This is a genomic window from Parvibaculum sp. MBR-TMA-1.3b-4.2 (genome assembly GCF_053628815.1).
The window spans coordinates 3,437,767-3,454,668 of sequence record NZ_JBRJHC010000001.1; the positions used below are offsets into that span (position 1 = coordinate 3,437,767).

Here is a 16,902-nt window from a genome sequence, read left to right on the forward strand (position 1 = left end):
GGTCTCGAGTCAGAATATGTTCCCTATTTGTTCTATTTGTATTCAGATGTGATGACCGAAAAACGGCGTATTGTCTCGCTTTTTTTGCCGGACTGGCCGATGGAGCGCTTTCTGCGGGAAAGGCGCGGCCATGTGGAGCGTTCTCATGGGGAGGCTGCGGCGGCCAATGGTCGCGCCGTGTCTCCGGCGGAGCCCCGGGCGCCGGACGCCGCCATCGTTCTGGCCGCGCCGGGGGCGGGGGGGATGCGGGTGACGGCCTGCAACGGCTCCGCCCGGGCGGCGGGGATCGCGCCCGGCCAGCTCGTGCCGGATGCGACGGCGCTTTGTCCTTCCGTCGGGGTTTACGACGCCGCGCCGGAGGCGGACCGGGCCGCGCTCGACAAGCTCGCGCGCTGGTGCGGACGCTATACGCCGTGGAGCGTGGCGGACCCGGTGGGCGAGGCGCATGGCGAACCGGATGGCGTGTTGCTCGACATCAGCGGGTGCGCGCATCTTTTCGGCGGCGAAGAGGTGCTGCTTGACGAGATCGCGACGCGGTTCGGGCGGTTCGGCTTCGGGGTGCGGGCGGGTGTCGCGTCTACGCCGGGCGCGGCCTGGGCGCTGGCCCGTTATGGCCGCGAGGCGCTGACCGTTTTGTCGCCGGGCGGCGAGCGACAGGCATTGGCGGCCCTGCCGGTCGCGGCCCTGCGGCTGCCGTCCAATGTGGCAGACGGGCTCGTCCGGCTGGGGCTCAAGCGTGTGGGCGATCTCTATGACAAGCCGCGCGGGCCGCTGACGGCGCGGTTCGGCCCCCTGCTTGCGCGGCGGCTCGACGAGGCGCTGGGCTATGCGCCCGAACCGATCTCGCCCTCGCTGCCGCATGTGCCGTTTCGCACGCGGCTTCATTTCGCCGAACCGATTGCGCGGCTGGAGCATGTGGAAGAGGCGGTGATGCGGCTGGCGGGCGATCTTTGTTCGCTGCTGGCCGGGGAGCACAAGGGTGCGCGGCGGTTGCGGCTGTCTCTCTATCGCGTCGATGGCGAGGTGCGCGAGCTTCATGCGGGGACGAGCGCGCCCAGCCATGAGACGCGACATGTGGCGCGGCTGTTTCGCGAAAAGCTCGACGGGGCGGGGGAGGATTTCGATGCAGGCTTCGGCATCGAGGCGATGAGCCTTGCCTGTCTGGCGGTGGACGATCTTGCGCCGTCGCAGGAGGGGCTGACGGGCGAGGGGGCTCAGGCGCATGACCTTGCCATGCTGATCGACCGTCTGGGCAACCGGCTGGGGCCGGGGCGCATCGCGCGGGCGGAGCCGCGGGCGAGCCATATTCCAGAACGCGCCGTCGCATCCGTGCCCGCCATGCGGGGCGTGTCGCCCGCGTTTGAGGGATGGGCGCGCGAGACGGCGCATCTGCCGGAGGGCGTGTCGCGGCCCTTGAGGCTGCTGCGCGCGGCGGAGCCGGTGGAGGTGGTGGCCGAAGTGCCGGAAGGGCCGCCGCGTATCTTTCGCTGGCGGCGCATGACCTATCGGGTCGCGCGGGCGGAAGGACCGGAGCGCATCGCACCGGAATGGTGGCGCCGCGACAAGGGGGGCGGGCGCACGCGCGATTATTACCGGGTGGAAGACGGGGAGGGCCGCCGCTTCTGGCTTTACCGCGACGGGCTTTACATGCGCGACGAGGACGCGCCGCGCTGGTATCTGCACGGGGTGTTTGCATGAGCGGTTTCGCGGAGCTTGCCGTTACCAGCAATTTCAGTTTCCTGCGCGGGGGCTCGCATGCCGACGAGCTGGTGTTGCAGGCCAGGGCGCTGGGGCTCGATGCGATCGGGGTTGCCGACCGGAACACGCTGGCAGGCGTGGTGCGCGCGCATGCCTCGGCGAAGGCGCATGGGATGCGGCTGCTTGTCGGGGCAAGGCTCATGCTGACGGACGGGTTCGAGGCGATTGCCTATCCGCAGGACCGCGCCGCCTATGCGCGGCTGACGACGCTGCTGACGCTGGGCAATCGGCGCGCGCCCAAGGGGGAATGCCATCTCGTGATGGACGATGTGCTGGCGCATGGCGAGGGGTTCTGTTTCATCGCCATGCCGCCGGCAAAGCCGGGCGCGGCGTTCCGGGACAATCTGCGCGTGCTGTCCGATGCGTTTCCGGGGTCGGTCTGGCTCGGCATTTCGCCTGCCTATGCGGGAGACGACGGGCGGCGGCAGGCACGGCTTGCGGCGCTGGCGCGCGAGGCGGGCGCGCCGCTGATGGCGACGAATGACGTGCTTTATCACGCGGCTGAACGCAAGCCCCTGCAGGACGTGCTCACCTGCATTCGCGAGCATGTGACGCTGGACGAGGCGGGCTATCTGCTGGAAGCCAATGCGGAGCGGCATCTGAAACCGGCGGACGAGATGCACCGGTTGCTTGGCCACCTGCCGGGGGCGGTGGAGGCGCCGGATGAGATCGTGGCGCGCTGCGGTTTCTCGCTCGACGAGCTGGCCTATGAATATCCTGACGACACCTTCTCCGCGACGGAGACGCCGCAGGAACTGCTGGAGCGGCTGACATGGGAAGGGCTTGAGGAACGCTATCCGCAAGGCTGCGATGAAAAGCTCCGGCAGACATTGCGCCATGAGCTTCAGCTCATCGGGGAGATGCGCTATGCGCCTTATTTCCTGACCGTCTATGACATCGTTCGTTATGCGCGCGAGCAGGGCATTCTCTGCCAGGGACGGGGATCGGCCGCCAACTCCGCCGTTTGCTACTGTCTCGGCATCACCTCGGTGGACCCGACGCAGATCGATCTTCTGTTCGAGCGTTTCATTTCTCTGGAACGTAAGGAGCCGCCCGATATCGATGTCGATTTCGAGCATGAGCGGCGCGAAGAGGTGATCCAGTACATCTATGAAAAATACGGACGCCATCGCGCCGGGCTGGCGGCGACCGTCATCACCTATCGTTCGCGCAGCGCGGTGCGCGAAGTGGGCAAGGCGTTCGGTCTGTCGGAGGATGTGGTGGCGGCGCTGGCGAAGTCCGGCTGGGGATCGAGCTCGAAAGGCGTTTCGCATGAGCGCGCGGCGGAAGCCGGGCTCGATCCGACGGATGGGCGGCTGCAACAGGTGCTGGCGCTGTCGGGCGAGCTGATCGGTTTTCCACGTCACCTTTCGCAGCATGTGGGCGGGTTCGTCATCACGCGCGGGGCGCTTAGCGAGGTGGTGCCGATCCAGAACGCGGCGATGGAAGACCGCACCATCGTGGAATGGGACAAGGACGATCTCGATACGCTCGGCATATTGAAGATCGATGTGCTGGCGCTGGGCATGCTGAGCTGCATCCGCCGGGCCTTCGAGCTGCTCGAGGCGCATTACGGCGTGACGATGGGGCTGGCCGATGTGCCGCATGACGATGCCCGCGTCTATGACATGCTGTGCGAGGCGGATTCCGTCGGCGTCTTCCAGGTGGAAAGCCGGGCGCAGATGACCATGCTGCCACGGCTCAGGCCGCGAAAGTTCTACGACCTCGTGGTGGAGGTGGCGATTGTCCGCCCCGGTCCCATTCAGGGCGACATGGTGCATCCCTATCTGCGTCGCCGCCACGGCAAGGAGCCGGTCGAGTTCCCCTCCGACGCGCTGCGCGAGGTGCTGGGCAAGACCTATGGCGTGCCGCTCTTTCAGGAGCAGGCGATGAAGATGGCCATCGTCGCGGCGGGGTTCAGCCCGCAGGAAGCCGATTTGCTGCGCCGGGCCATGGCGACTTTCCGCAAGACGGGCACGATCGGCCATTACCGCGAAAAGTTCATCGCCGGCATGGAGGCAAACGGGTACGAGACCGATTTCGCCGAGCGCTGTTTCAAGCAGATCGAGGGATTTGCCGATTACGGCTTTCCCGAAAGCCATGCGGCGAGTTTCGCGCTGCTCGCCTATGTGTCGGCCTGGCTCAAATATTACTACCCGGATGTTTTCTGCGCGGCGATTTTGAACTCGCAGCCCATGGGCTTTTATGCGCCCGCCCAGCTCGTGCGCGATGCGCGCGAACATGGAGCGGAGATGCGCGCGGTCGATGTGAATTTCAGCAATTGGGACTGCACGCTTGAACCGCTCGACAAGGCCGAAGAGGCAAAGCTGCCCGGCAACCGGTGCGCGGTACGGCTGGGCCTCCGCCAGGTGAAGGGGTTCCATGCGGGCGATGGCGAAACCGTCGAGGCGCGGCGGGGCAAGGGGTTCGACAGCGTCCGGCATATGTGGCTCGCAACGGGGCTGGCGCCGCGCGTGGTGGAACGGCTGGCGGATGCGGATGCTTTCCGTTCCCTCGGGCTCGACAGGCGTGCTGCGCTCTGGGCTGTGCGGGGGCTCGGCGGTTACGGAGGCGGACATAAGAGCGGATATGGCGGCGGACAGAACGGCAAGATGCCGGCGGCGCTACCTCTTTTCGCCGCGATGGAGGAGGGCGGTTTCCAGACGGAAGAGGAAACGGCGCTGCCGCCCATGCCGCTGGGCGAACATGTCGCGCTGGATTATTCGACGCTGCGCCTGTCGCTGAAGGCGCATCCGGTTTCATTCCTGCGCTCGCGCCTTGCCGCGCGGGGCGTGGCGGCGAATGAACGGCTTCAGCATATCGACGACCGGAAGCGCGTGAGCGTGGCGGGGATCGTGCTGGCGCGGCAGCGGCCCGGCACGGCGAGCGGCGTGATCTTTGCGACGCTAGAGGATGAAACGGGGATTGCCAATCTCGTGATCTGGCCCCGGGTGTTCGAGACCTATCGCCGGATCGTGCTGACCTCGCGGCTGATGATGGTGCGCGGCCGTGTGCAGAAGGAAGGGCGCGTTATCCATGTGGTGGCCGACGAGCTGACCGACCTGACGGATGAGCTGGGGCTGCTCTACGGCATGGACGAGAGTTCCATCAGAGGGCGAACGGCGCGTTTGCTTCCCAATAGCCGCGATTTTCACTGAGCGCCGGGCATTGGGTGCCGAGCACCGAGCGGCGTTATGTCACCATCGAACTCGTCAGTGCACCGAGCAGAAAGCTGATAACCGCCGATCCTATCGCGCCATAGGCCAAGGCTCTTATCATCAAGCGTTGGCGATCTATTTCATAGGTCAGCGAGTGGAGCAGAGATTCCAATTCGGCATCACGCTGGACCTGCTCCGTCATGAAGTTGCGCCGGTTGCGTGCGAGTCCCATTTCCATTCCCACCATCCATATTTTATCCCTGACCGTAGTTCTTGCGGGCCTGAGTCCATAGCCGGTGCCCTTCGGCTACGAGATCGATCTGCCGCAACACTCCCAACTTTTCATAAATGCGTCGGCGATGCGTCTTGAGGGTGTTCTGCGAGATGTTCAGTTCTTCGACGACCGCTGCCTGACGTTCGTTCTGGATCAGCCGGATCGCGATCTCCGTTTCCTTGTTCGTCAGGCCATATTTTTCGCGAAGAAGTTGTGCCAACTCGCTCTCCGGGCGTGGGGTGGGCACTTCTTCGTCGCCTGGATTTCCGCGTCTGTAAGCGATCACCGTACCTTCCACGATCCCCCCATCCGCAAACGTGTCAGAATGGATCAATAAGTTACGGTCTAATCCTTATCTGGATTGCCTAAAGAAAAAATCACCCTTTTGGGTGTCAATTTCCAGAGATGGATATTTATTCCGTGCTGGGGAGTGATGAGATAATTATGCTTGAATAATAGGCGCATTATGTGGGCGCGATTTTATTCCGCCACGTATTCTTTTTTATATTTACGGGGCCAGGAGTGCTGGCAACATTGCATCTTCTGTCTAGCGGATCCTGCCGTTGTATCTGCTGAAGGCGAGTTCGTTGCTGTTCTTCGGGCGCCATATCTTCTCGACGATCACGCCGGAAAGCTCCGTGACGAGAAAAAGACCGATAGCGGGCGTGGCGCCCTGATAGAGCGCGAACAGGATCAGAACCGATACGGCCAAACGGCCCAGCGAATCGATCCGCGCGTTGAACTCGCTCGGATCGTGGAGCCTGGCAAGCGCCCAGACGACCCCGAGCAGGCCGGTGACATGGATAAACAGCATCGAAATGGGGTTCAGAACCGGAAAACCGGTAAACCAGCCTATCGCATAATCCAGCCGATAGAGGAGCGTGATGACCCATTCTCCGACAAAGGGAATGGCAAGGGGCAGGGTGATTGCGAGATCGAGCCAGGCAAAGGCCCGTGTCAGCCGTCGACGCCGGGGCGACTCCTTCATTCTTTCCATGTTTTCCATGTCCCTATTGCGGCCTCCAATGCGACGATAGGTCAACCCCGGGGACGCCATTTAGCGGCTGTTTCTGATATAAGGGGCAGCGCGGGTATGGCGTCATGAGAGCGGGTTGCGAATGTCCAGAAAATTCCTCTGGGTCGGTGGGCTGATATTGCTGGGTGTCCTTGCGGGCGGCCTTTTCCTGATTTTCAGCCCGGCGAGTGTACAGACGGTAAAGCCGCATCGCGGCGAGGCGGTGGAAGCGGTCTATGCGACGGGGACGGTCGAATCCGTTCGTTACGCCTATGTCGGGTCCAAGGTCATCGGCCGTGTGACCGATGTGCCGGTGCGCGAGGGAGAAAAGGTGAGCGAGGGGCAGGTGCTCGCCGTTCTCGACGCCCGTGAGGTCATTTCACAGCTTCAGGAAGCGCGGGCGAAGCTCGATCTTGCCCGCTCCGATCTTTCACGCGCCAGGCGCCTCTTCAAGGGCGGTCATGTTTCCAAAGCGGCGCTCGATCAGGCGGTGAGCGTGTCGCAGGCCGCCGAAAGCGCCGTCGAGGGCGCCAAGGCAAGGCTCGACGAACATTTCATTCTGGCGCCGCTCACAGGCGAAGTTCTGCGTTCGGTGAAGCAGATCAAGCCCGGCGACATGGTGGGCGCCAACCAGAATCTTTTCCTGATCGGTGATCCCTCTTCGCTGGAAATCAACGCCGAGGTCGATGAGGAAGACATTCCGCGCATCAAGCCGGGGCAGGCCGCGCTCATTCGCGCAGATGCGTTTTCCGGCCAGGCGCTGAAGGGCAGGGTGAGCCGGATCACGCCGCATGGCGACCCGGTGGCGCGGACCTATCGCGTCTATATTTCGCTGCCGTCCGACACGCCGCTGCTTTCCGGCATGACGACGGAAATCAATATCGTCGTCGATGAGCGCAAGGATGCGCTGCTTGTGCCCGTTACGGCGATATCGGGCGCGGGGGTCTGGGTGTTCAAGGATGGCCGGGCGCATCTTGCCGATGTGACACTCGGCACGGTGGGCGAGGAAATGGCGGAGATCAAAAGCGGTCTCGACGACACAGCCGAGGTTATCGCGAACCCGCCGTCCGGTCTTGAAGAGGGGCAGCGTGTGCAGGCGGCCCCGGCCGAAAAGGACTAGGGCCCCCATGTTCTGGCGTGTCGCCTTTTCCATCGCGGCTGCGCAGCTGACCCATCGGCGCCGGCAGACCGTCGTGTCGGTGCTGGGCGTGGCGCTGGGCGTGGGCTTCTTTATCGGCGTCTCCAGCATCATGTCCGGCTCGGAAAAGGATTTCGTGGACCGGCTGGTGAACAGCTCGCCGCATATCACCGTCAAGGACGAGTTCCGCCACCCTGCCAAGCAGCCGGTCTTCATCCGGTTTCCCAAGGCGGCGGTGAAGCTGGAAAACGTCAAGCCGCGGGAATATCTGCGCGGCATCAAGAACTATGGCGAGAAGGTGGAGGAGCTGTCGAAGCGGCCGGGCTATATCGCCGAAGCCGCGCTGACGGGACAGGCCATCGTGCGCTATGCGAACAAGGATGTGAGCGCCTCGCTGATCGGTATCGATCCGTCCAAGGAAAAACTGCTGACCAAGGTTGCCGAGGATATGAGGGAGGGAAGCCTCGAGCGGCTGCGCACCGCCTCCGACGGGATCGTGATCGGCTCGGGCATGTCGACACGGCTGAGCCTGAAGCTCGGCGATCTCGCGACGGTGGTGTCTCCGGCGGGGCTCGTGAAACGTATGAAGGTGGTGGGGATCTTCCACACCGGCAATCTGCTGCTCGACGAGGGGCAGATCTACATGCTGCTCAAGGATGCGCAGGTGCTGCTCGACAAGCCCTTCATCGCCAACCAGCTCCGCATCAAGGTGCCCGATCCGAACCAGGCGGAAGCCATCGCCGCGGGGCTGGAAGCGCGCTGGGGCTATCGCTCGGAAAGCTGGCAGGAAGTGAACCGGGACATTCTCGGTCTCTTCATCATCCGTAACGCGATCATGTATTCCATCGTGTCGGCGATCATGATCGTGGCCTCCTTCGGCATCTTCAACATCATCTCCACGGTGGTGCTGGAGAAGCGCCGCGACATTGCCATCCTGATGTCGATGGGATTTCGTGAGGCCGATATCCAGTACATCTTTCTGATGCAGGGTTTTCTTGTCGGCGTGCTCGGTATGCTGATGGGGTGGGCCATCGGCTGGGGCTTGCTGGGTATTCTGGGACAAGTGAAGTTCAACGTGCCGGGCATGGCGGACCGGCAGGGCTTCGTCCTCGACTGGGGCATCTTTCAATGGGCGGTCGGCGGTGCTTTCTCGCTGATCGCAGCGATCGGCGCTGCCTGGATCCCGGCGCGCAAGGCGGCGCAGGTGCAGCCGGTGGACATCATCCGGGGGGCGGTGTGATGGGGGCGGCAAGGCTCCAGGAAGGTGTTCTCGTCGAGGCGCGCAACGTGACGCGCATTCTCGATCTCGCCGTGCCGGTGCGGCTCGTTCACGATATCAATCTGAAAGTGGAGAGCGGCGAGTTCGTCACGATCACCGGGCCGTCCGGCTCCGGCAAATCCTCTCTGCTCTATCTGCTCGGGCTGCTGGACGTGCCGAGCGAAGGCGAGGTGCTGATCGGCGGACAGACGACGGCGGGGCTTTCGTCGAACGAGCTGGCGGCGCTGCGGCTGTCGCGGCTCGGCTTCGTCTTCCAGTTTCATTTCCTGCTGCCGGAATTCAGCGTGCTGCATAATGTGGCGCTGCCCATGCGGCGGCTCGGGCGGCTGAACGAAAAGGAGCTGATGGAGCGCAGTCTGGCGCTGCTCGACCGGCTGGGGATCGCCGATCAGGCGGAGAAGATGCCGGACCAGCTTTCGGGCGGCCAGCGCCAGCGCGTGGCGATTGCGCGGTCGCTCGGCAACGATCCGCATATCATTCTGGCGGACGAGCCCACCGGCAATCTCGATACGAAGAACAGCGAGGTGGTGCGTGATATCTTCCGGCGGCTGGCGGAGGAGGAGGGGCGCACAATCATCGCCGTGACGCATGAGCCCGCCTTCGCGGAAGCGGCGATGCGCAATGTGCATCTCGTGGATGGCGAGATCGTGTCGGATACGAAACACGGCTAGCGCAGAGCCTTCTTTGCGCCGCCCTCAGGCGTAGGCGACCCAGCCGCGCCAGGTGAAGGCCGCATAGAACTGGCTGACATCCGAGAAACCGGCGGTGCGGAAAATCGCCTCGTCGTCCTCCGGCTCGATGGCAGGCAGGCTGGCATCGACGGCGGCGCGGGCGTTTTCGGCGATGGCGGGTTCGACGCCGGAGGCGACGGCGAAGGCCGCATAGCGCGACAGCCAGAGCGCCCGTTCGGCGGCGCTTTGCGGAAAGCTGGCGTGGACCGCCACAAAAGGGGCGCCGGGTGCGAGGCGGCGGTGGATTTCCGCTACGGTGCGCTCGCGTTCTTCGCGTTCCAGAAAATGCAGGGTCAGGAGGCATACTGCGGCGTCGAAGGGACCTTCCGGCGCATCGTCGATGTAGCCCTCATGCAGGTCCACACGACCGGCCAGCGGTCCGAGGGTGCGGGCGGCGAGTTTCAGCATTTCCGGGGCGGGGTCCACGCCGTCGAAGGTCCAGCCGGGTTGGGCTTCGGCGAGCGCTTTCAGTTCCATACCGCCGCCGGCGCCGAGCACCAGAATGCGCGCGTCCTGCGGGGCGCGTTCGGCCAGCAGGATCGCCGTCATGCGGTGCATATCCGTAAGGCCCGGCACGAAGCGCATGGGGCCGTCGGTATAGCGCGCCACGGCTTCAGGGTCCTCGAAGGATTTCAGGAACTGGTTCACGGTTCGGTTTTCCTTTCAGGCACAGAGATGCGCGGAGCCGTGGATCGCCGCGTGTATGCGCGATTGCAGGGCGGCGAGGGAAAGATCTGCGAAACGGGCAAGGAGCAGGGCTTCGGCGTCGCGAAATGCGCCGTCGAGCGTTTCGTTGACGGCCTGCTCGATGAGGCAGTCCGGGTTCTGCGTCCGGTGAGTGAGGGAGAGCAGGGGGCCGCCGCCGAGCGCGAGATAGACGTCGCGCAGCGTCAGCTCCGCCAGAGGGCGGGAGAGGGTCCAGCCGCCGTGATGTCCCTTCCTCGATTGCACGATGCCGTGTTCGCGAAGTCCTCCCATCAGGCGGCGGATCACGACGGGATTGGTGTTCATCGCCGAGGCGAGCAGCCCGGAGGTGACGGGCTCCTCCATATCCGCGATGTGCAGCAGGAGATGAAGGGTGAGGGACAATTGGCTGTTGGATTTCATGCAACTTTTATAGTTACATGAAAGGGCGGGCGTCAATAGCCTCCCGGAAACGCGATGCGAGACGGGGTCAAGGTGGCAAGGGCGGGGCAGAAGTCGCGTTTAGCGCGAGAGTTCGCGCTCTTTACGTTTAGCGCGAGAGTTCGCGCTCTTTACGTTTAGCGCGAGAGTTCGCGCATGGCGCCGTCGAGGCCTTCCAGCGTCAGCGGGAACATGCGCTCGGCCATGATCTGTTTCACGATCTGGAGCGAAGGCGTGTATTCCCAGTGGCGCTCGGCGACGGGGTTCAGCCAGACACAGTTTTCGTAGATCTGGTTGACGCGCTCGAGCCAGATGCCGCCGGGCTCTTCGTTCCAGTGTTCCACGGAGCCGCCCGCATAGGTGATCTCATAGGGGCTCATGGTGGCGTCGCCGACGAAGATGACCTTGTAGTCGGACGGATATTTGTGGAGCACGTCCCAGGTATCCATCTTCTCGGTATGGCGGCGGCGATTGTCCTTCCACACGCCTTCGTAAAGGCAGTTGTGGAAGTAGAAATATTCCATGTTCTTGAATTCCGTCCGTGCGGCGGAAAACAGCTCCTCGCAGAGCTTGATATGGCTGTCCATGGAGCCGCCGATATCGAAGAAGATCAGCACGTTGATCTTGTTGCGGCGTTCCGGGACCATCTTGATGTCGAGATAGCCGTTCTGCGCAGTGGAGCGGATCGTATCGTCTAGATCGAGTTCGGTCGGCGCGCCGTCGCGGGCGAAGCGGCGCAGGCGGCGCAGCGCCACCTTGATGTTGCGCGTGCCGAGTTCGACCTGATCGTCGAGGTTCTTGTATTCGCGCTTGTCCCAGACCTTCACGGCCTTGCCGTGGCGGCCTTCCTTCTGGCCGATGCGCACGCCTTCGGGATTGTAGCCATTGGCGCCGAAGGGGGAGGTGCCGCCCGTGCCGATCCACTTGTTGCCGCCTTCGTGGCGCTCGTCCTGTTCCTCGAGGCGCTTTTGCAGTTCCTCCATGATCTTTTCCCAGCCGCCCAGCGCCTCGATCTCAGCTTTCTCTTCCTCGGTGAGGAATTTCTCGGTCAGCGAGCGCAGCCATTCCTCCGGGATTTCGGCGAGGTCGGCCTCGCTCATCATGTCGAGGCCCTTGAAGACATGGGAGAAGACGCGGTCGAACTTGTCGAGATTGCGTTCGTCCTTCACCAGCGCGGAGCGGGAGAGGAAATAGAAATCCTCCACATTCTGCTCGATGACATGCGCGTCCAGCGCTTCGAGCAGGGTGAGATATTCGCGCAGGCTGACCGGCACATTGTTGGTGCGGAGTTCCTGGAAGAAATTGACGAACATTCGGTGCGGGCCCTCCCGGGGCGGTATTCAGAAATATCGAAGTTGCGCTAATCTAACCCTCATGCGCCCCGGTTTGAAGGGGCGAGACCGCAGGGAATAGGGGTAGCGGAAATGGGGCGTTTCCTGACCTTTTTGCCGATGCTGCTTGTTCTGGCCGCCGGGCCGGGGTTTTCGGCGGATGCGGGCGATCCGGCGGCGCAGGCCATTGAGGGCTGTCTGGCCTCCTATGACGCGGCTGCCATGCAGGAAAAGGCCGACGGGGCGCCGCTCAAAGGGGCGACTTCCTATTGCACCGACAAATTCTTCGAGGCGTGCGCCGAAGGGCGGGGCTGGACGCAATCCGCCATGAATGAATGCCAGGGCGAGGCGGCGGGCTACTGGATGGCCGAGGTCGCCGCGCGCACGGATAAGGTGCGGGCGCTGGGCTCACCCGAAATCGACAAATGGCTCGAACAATCGGCGGCGAGCTTCGAGGCCTATCGCAAGGTGCGCTGCGACCGTTTCGACATGACGCAGGGCACGATGTATGTGGCGATCAAGGAAGGCTGCGAGACGGATATGGCGCGCGAGCGGGCGGAGGACCTTGGCGATTTCCTGGGCAGCGAGCCGCTGATTGCCAAGCCGGAATGAAAAAAGCCGGAGCGGGTTTCCCCGATCCGGCTTCCATCAAGCAGTTGCTGAACGCAGAGCCTAGTTCCGTTCGCGCCGGGCGAGGAAGGCGAGGCGTTCGAAGAGGTGGACGTCCTGCTCGTTCTTCAACAGTGCGCCATGGAGCGGCGGGATGAGCTTGGACGGGTCCTTCTCGCGCAGCGTCTCCGGCGAGATGTCCTCGGACAGGAGAAGCTTCAGCCAGTCCAGAAGTTCAGACGTGGAGGGCTTTTTCTTCAGGCCCGGCACTTCGCGGATCTCGTAGAAGATCGACAGCGCTTCCTTGACGAGCTGGCCCTTCAGGCCCGGGAAATGGACGTCGATGATGGCCTGCATCGTCTCGTCGTCCGGGAACTTGATGTAATGGAAGAAGCAGCGGCGCAGGAAGGCGTCCGGCAGTTCCTTCTCATTGTTGGAGGTGATGATGACGATGGGGCGCTGGGCGGCCTTGATGGTTTCGTTCGTCTCGTAGACGTAGAACTCCATCCGGTCGAGTTCCTGCAGCAGGTCGTTCGGGAATTCGATATCGGCCTTGTCGATCTCGTCGATCAGCAGGATCGGGCGCTTCTCGCGCTCGAAGGCTTCCCAGAGCTTGCCCTTGGCGATGTAGTTGCGGATGTCGTGCACGCGCTCGTCGCCGAGCTGGCTGTCGCGCAGGCGGGACACCGCGTCATACTCATAAAGGCCCTGATGCGCCTTGGTGGTGGACTTGATGTGCCAGGTGATGAGCTCGGCATCCAGCGCCTTGGCGATTTCCTCGGCCAGCACCGTCTTGCCGGTGCCGGGCTCGCCCTTCACCAGCAGCGGGCGCTCAAGCGTGATCGCGGCATTGACCGCCACGCGAAGGTCTTCGGTGGCGACGTAATTCTTTGTTCCCTCGAACTTCATGCGACTAGTGATCTCCCTCGGCACTATAGGTTTGTTTAGCAATGTCTGGACGCGACGAAACTAGGGCGTCGGCTGCCTGCGTTCAAGGAAAAGCCATATATGGCCGAGATCGGGGCCCCCGCACGGCAAATACTGCCGGGCGGCGGGCACAGAGTGCCGGGCAAAGGGGGCGGCGGGCGGTGCCGGGAATTCCACAAGTCATTGAAATTATTGAATTATAGGGCGTGGTCCTGTTCTTGCTCCTGAGGTGCCAAGCCAAGTCCCGCGGCAAGAGGTCCGGGACATCAAGCATGGAGACAGGCCATGAGTTTCTACGGGACGATGACCACCGCCGTTACCGGCATCCGCGCGCAGTCCAGCGCGCTGGGCAATATTTCCGACAATATCGCCAATTCCCAGACGACGGGCTTCAAGCGTACGGAAACGAGCTTCGAAGACATCGTGACCGCTTCGACCAGCCGGAACCATCTGCCGGGCGCGGTGATGGCAAAGCCGAGCTACACCAATACGGTGCAGGGCTCGATCGATGCCTCCGCGACCAAGACCCATATGGCGATCAATGGCAGCGGCTATTTCATCGTGTCTTCGCCGGTCGCGACCGTGGACGGCAAGCCGGTCTATGACGAGGTCGACTATTACACGCGGCGCGGCGACTTCTCGCTCGACAAATACGGCTATCTGACGAACCAGTCGGGCTATTCGCTTCAGGGCCTGATGGTCGATCCGGACACCGGCAATCCCGTCGGCGACACGCCGGGCCTGATCCAGATCAGCCGCGACTTCCTCAAGGCGCGGCCCACGGATGTGATTTCCTATGAGGCGAACCTGCCGTCCTATCCGAAGACGGCGGTGGCGGACCCGGATATCGCCAACAGCGAATTGCTGACGCCGGGCGATCTGGGCACGGCGGATCTTTCGGTCGTGCCGGCCAACCAGGAAACGGCCTTTCTCGACCGCAGCCTGTCTGGCGGGGCGGTGACGGCCTATGACACGCTCGGCCAGCCGATCAGCGTGCAGCTTCGCTGGGCGAAGGTGGACAATGAGGCAGGCGGCGGCGACCAGTGGCAGCTCTTCTACAAGAGCGATGACAGCGCGACCGGCGCTGCCACCAAATGGACCAATGTCGGCCAGGACTACAATTTCACCGACGGCCAGATGGCCCCGCCGGTCAATTCCGTCACCGTTACGGGCATGGCGGTCAATGGCGTCAGTCTGGGCGACGTGACGATCGATCACGGCGCTGCGAGCATCACGCAGTGGGATGAGGGCAACGGCACGGTGTCGGTCAACAATCTCGACCAGACCGGCTATCCGTCCGGTTCGCTGGTGGGGATCGCGGTGGGCGACAATGGCCGTATCACCGGCACCTATTCCAACGGCAAGACGGTGGATCTGGCCGAGGTATCGCTGGCGAATTTCGGCAATGCGAACGCGCTCAACAAGGTCGACGGCACAGCCTTCGAGGCCACGCAGGAATCGGGCGAGGCGTTCCTGACGAAGGGCGCCGAGGTGGTCGGTTCTTCGCTCGAAGCCTCGAATGTCGACCTGGCGGACGAGTTCGCCAAGCTGATCACGACGCAGCAGGCCTATACGGCGGGATCGCGCATCATTACCGCCGTCGACCAGCTCACGCAGGAAACGCTGAACATGAAGCGCTAAGGCGCTTCATGCCGGGTCCCAGCATTAAGGGCAACAGGATATGAGCCTTACACAGGCGCTCAACGCCGCGCGCAGCGGCCTCGCCGCCAGCCAGGCCGGCATCGATGTGACGTCGCGCAATATCGCGAACGCCAATACGGTCGGCTATACGGCCAAATCCATCGATCAGACCAATCTGATCGTCGCGGGCGAAAGCCGCGGCGTGACGAGGCTGGCCGCGCAGCGTCATGTCGATGCCTTTCTGCAGCAGCAGATCCGGACGGAGAGTGCGGCAACCTCCGCGCTGACGGCCAAATCGGACATGCTGTCGCGTCTCGACCGGATGTTCGGCTCGCCGGAGTCCGAGACGTCCATCTCGGCGTCGATCGACAAGCTGGCCGCCCGGCTTTCCGATCTCATCACGAGCCCGGAAGATTCCGCCGCCCGGCTGACCTTTCTCAATCAGGCCAAGCACGTCGCGACCGATCTCAACAGCATGTCCAAGACGGTGCAGGACCTGCGGCTGGAGGCGGAGCAGAATATCTCCGACGGCATTGCGCAGGCCAATACGCTGCTGAAAAAGGTCGCCAATCTCAACCAGCAGATTTCGCAGCGCGTGGGCAGTTCGCTTTCCGCCGCCGACCTGCAGGACCAGCGCGACCTGGCGATCAACGAATTGTCGAAGCTCATGGACATCAAGGTCAATGAGCGCGACGACGGCACGGTGACGGTGTTCACCGGCGGCGGACAGTTGCTGCTGGACAAGACGCCGGCGGACCTCAGCTTCGACCAGCACACGCAGATCAACGCCTCATCCGTCTATGATACCGATCCGGCCAAGCGCACGGTGGGGACGGTCAGCCTCGTTTCCGGGTCGACCAAGGTCGACCTGGTGGCGGCAGGGGCATTCAAGGGCGGGTCCATCGGCGGCTATCTGGAACTGCGCGACAAGATTCTGCCCGAAGCGCAGAACCAGCTCGACGAAATCGCCAGCCAGCTCGCGCTCTCCATGTCGCAGGAAAAGGTCGACGGCGCAGCTGCGACCAGCGGTGCGGCGACCGGTTTCGACCTCGATACGAGCGCGCTTCAGGACGGCAATTCGATCAGCCTGACCTATGATGTCGGCGGGACGAGCCAGACGGTGACCTTCGTCCGGGTGGACGATGCGTCCGCGCTGCCGCTTTCCGATACGGATACGGCGCAGACCGGCGACACGGTGGTGGGGATCGATTTCAACCAGCCCATGGCGGGTATCGTCGCCGACATGCAGGCGGCGCTGCCCGCCGCGGTGCAGGTGTCGAACCCGTCGGGCAATACGATCCGCATTCTGGACGACGGTGCGGTGGGCACTTCAAATATCAATTCGCTGAGTGCTACGGTGACGCCGACCTCGTTGACGGATAGCGGCACCGGGCTTGCGCTGTTCGTCGATGGCGGGCAGGGCGAGCTCTTCACGAATGCGCAAGGCGCGGTCGACCAGAAGACGGGCTTCGCCGCGCGCATTACGATCAATCCCGACGTCGTGGCCGACGACTCGCTGCTGGTGACCTATCAGACAGTGGGCGGCACGAATTCGGCGGGCGACTCCTCCCGGCCGGTCGATCTCTACAACCGGCTGACGCAGGCGGGCAGGGCGTTTTCGCCGTCCACGGGGATCGGCGGCACGAGTTCTCCCTATACGGGGTCTCTCGCCTCCTTTGCGCAGCGTGTCGTCTCCTATCAGTCGACCCAGGCTTCCAACGCGAAGAACGACCTTGCCTCCCAGGAGGTCGTGTCGCAATCGCTTCAGGACCGCTTCGACAGCGAGACGGGCGTCAATGTGGATAACGAACTTTCCAGTCTTCTCGTGCTGCAAAACGCCTATTCGGCGAATGCGCGGGTGATGACCACGGTCTCCCAGCTTTTCGACGTGCTTATGAGCATCGGCAGGTAACGAA

Annotated in this window: 15 protein-coding genes; 8 read left to right on the plus strand and 7 right to left on the minus strand. The window is 63.2% G+C overall.

All coding sequences use genetic code 11. The features are described from left to right. The first annotated feature begins 51 nt into the window (after positions 1-51). Positions 52-1,698 carry a DUF6504 family protein gene (locus ACSSVQ_RS16455; RefSeq protein WP_454184401.1) on the plus strand — a complete coding sequence of 549 codons (1,647 nt, stop codon included), beginning with the start codon at positions 52-54 and terminating at the stop codon, positions 1,696-1,698. Beyond that, complete coding sequence (locus ACSSVQ_RS16460) at positions 1,695-4,916, plus strand: error-prone DNA polymerase (protein WP_454184402.1); 3,222 nt, start codon at positions 1,695-1,697, stop codon at positions 4,914-4,916. The genes ACSSVQ_RS16455 and ACSSVQ_RS16460 overlap by 4 nt, the downstream gene beginning before the upstream one ends. A 34-nt stretch (positions 4,917-4,950) precedes the next feature. Here the strand turns inward: ACSSVQ_RS16460 and ACSSVQ_RS16465 are convergent, their stop codons facing one another. The 3 genes from ACSSVQ_RS16465 to ACSSVQ_RS16475 all read right to left on the minus strand — a co-directional run bounded on the left by ACSSVQ_RS16465 (position 4,951) and on the right by ACSSVQ_RS16475 (position 6,187). Continuing rightward, on the minus strand, positions 4,951-5,154 hold the full coding sequence (locus tag ACSSVQ_RS16465; RefSeq protein WP_454184403.1) for a hypothetical protein: 204 nt from the start codon (positions 5,152-5,154) through the stop codon (positions 4,951-4,953). Positions 5,155-5,170: 16 nt separating this feature from the next. Then, complete coding sequence (locus ACSSVQ_RS16470; protein WP_454184404.1) at positions 5,171-5,488, minus strand: helix-turn-helix transcriptional regulator; 318 nt, start codon at positions 5,486-5,488, stop codon at positions 5,171-5,173. Positions 5,489-5,737: 249 nt separating this feature from the next. Next, a complete protein-coding gene (locus ACSSVQ_RS16475; RefSeq protein ID WP_454184405.1) occupies positions 5,738-6,187 on the minus strand; it encodes a hypothetical protein in 450 nt (149 codons plus the stop codon). 121 nt (positions 6,188-6,308) lie between these two features. On the opposite strand from ACSSVQ_RS16475, the gene ACSSVQ_RS16480 reads away from it, so the two are divergent. Genes ACSSVQ_RS16480 through ACSSVQ_RS16490 form a run of 3 tightly spaced genes read left to right on the plus strand, consistent with a single transcriptional unit; the run spans position 6,309 to position 9,293 of the window. Next, positions 6,309-7,325 (plus strand): efflux RND transporter periplasmic adaptor subunit, encoded by a 1,017-nt coding sequence (locus ACSSVQ_RS16480; protein ID WP_454184406.1) that lies wholly within the window; start codon positions 6,309-6,311, stop codon positions 7,323-7,325. Positions 7,326-7,332: 7 nt separating this feature from the next. Continuing rightward, positions 7,333-8,583, plus strand: a complete 1,251-nt coding sequence (locus ACSSVQ_RS16485) for an ABC transporter permease (RefSeq protein ID WP_293328494.1) — start codon at positions 7,333-7,335, stop codon at positions 8,581-8,583. Further along, positions 8,583-9,293: an ABC transporter ATP-binding protein gene (locus ACSSVQ_RS16490; protein WP_454184407.1), complete on the plus strand. Its 711-nt coding sequence runs from the start codon at positions 8,583-8,585 to the stop codon at positions 9,291-9,293. The genes ACSSVQ_RS16485 and ACSSVQ_RS16490 overlap by 1 nt, the downstream gene beginning before the upstream one ends. A gap of 24 nt (positions 9,294-9,317) precedes the next feature. On the opposite strand, the gene ACSSVQ_RS16495 is transcribed toward ACSSVQ_RS16490, so the two are convergent. From ACSSVQ_RS16495 to ACSSVQ_RS16505, 3 genes are all read right to left on the minus strand, one after another. Then, entirely contained in the window at positions 9,318-9,938 is a 621-nt protein-coding gene (locus ACSSVQ_RS16495) for a class I SAM-dependent methyltransferase (protein ID WP_454184714.1), read from the minus strand. A gap of 78 nt (positions 9,939-10,016) precedes the next feature. Beyond that, positions 10,017-10,460: an Rrf2 family transcriptional regulator gene (locus ACSSVQ_RS16500; RefSeq protein ID WP_454184408.1), complete on the minus strand. Its 444-nt coding sequence runs from the start codon at positions 10,458-10,460 to the stop codon at positions 10,017-10,019. A 155-nt stretch (positions 10,461-10,615) separates the two neighbouring features. Beyond that, positions 10,616-11,791: a vWA domain-containing protein gene (locus ACSSVQ_RS16505; protein WP_293328497.1), complete on the minus strand. Its 1,176-nt coding sequence runs from the start codon at positions 11,789-11,791 to the stop codon at positions 10,616-10,618. A 111-nt stretch (positions 11,792-11,902) separates the two neighbouring features. Here ACSSVQ_RS16505 and ACSSVQ_RS16510 point away from each other — a divergent pair, with 111 nt between their 5' ends. Continuing rightward, positions 11,903-12,421, plus strand: coding sequence for a lysozyme inhibitor LprI family protein (locus ACSSVQ_RS16510; protein ID WP_454184409.1), 519 nt, complete (start codon positions 11,903-11,905; stop codon positions 12,419-12,421). A 60-nt stretch (positions 12,422-12,481) separates the two neighbouring features. Here the strand turns inward: ACSSVQ_RS16510 and ACSSVQ_RS16515 are convergent, their stop codons facing one another. Further along, positions 12,482-13,327 carry an AAA family ATPase gene (locus ACSSVQ_RS16515; RefSeq protein ID WP_454184410.1) on the minus strand — a complete coding sequence of 282 codons (846 nt, stop codon included), beginning with the start codon at positions 13,325-13,327 and terminating at the stop codon, positions 12,482-12,484. A 303-nt stretch (positions 13,328-13,630) separates the two neighbouring features. Here ACSSVQ_RS16515 and ACSSVQ_RS16520 point away from each other — a divergent pair, with 303 nt between their 5' ends. Together ACSSVQ_RS16520 and flgK are read left to right on the plus strand one after the other, a co-directional pair. Beyond that, the gene (locus tag ACSSVQ_RS16520) at positions 13,631-14,986 is read left to right on the plus strand and encodes a flagellar hook protein FlgE (protein WP_454184411.1); all 1,356 of its coding nucleotides are present in this window, start codon (positions 13,631-13,633) and stop codon (positions 14,984-14,986) included. A 40-nt stretch (positions 14,987-15,026) separates the two neighbouring features. Further along, positions 15,027-16,898, plus strand: a complete 1,872-nt coding sequence (flgK, locus tag ACSSVQ_RS16525) for a flagellar hook-associated protein FlgK (protein WP_454184412.1) — start codon at positions 15,027-15,029, stop codon at positions 16,896-16,898. Positions 16,899-16,902: the final 4 nt, after the last annotated feature.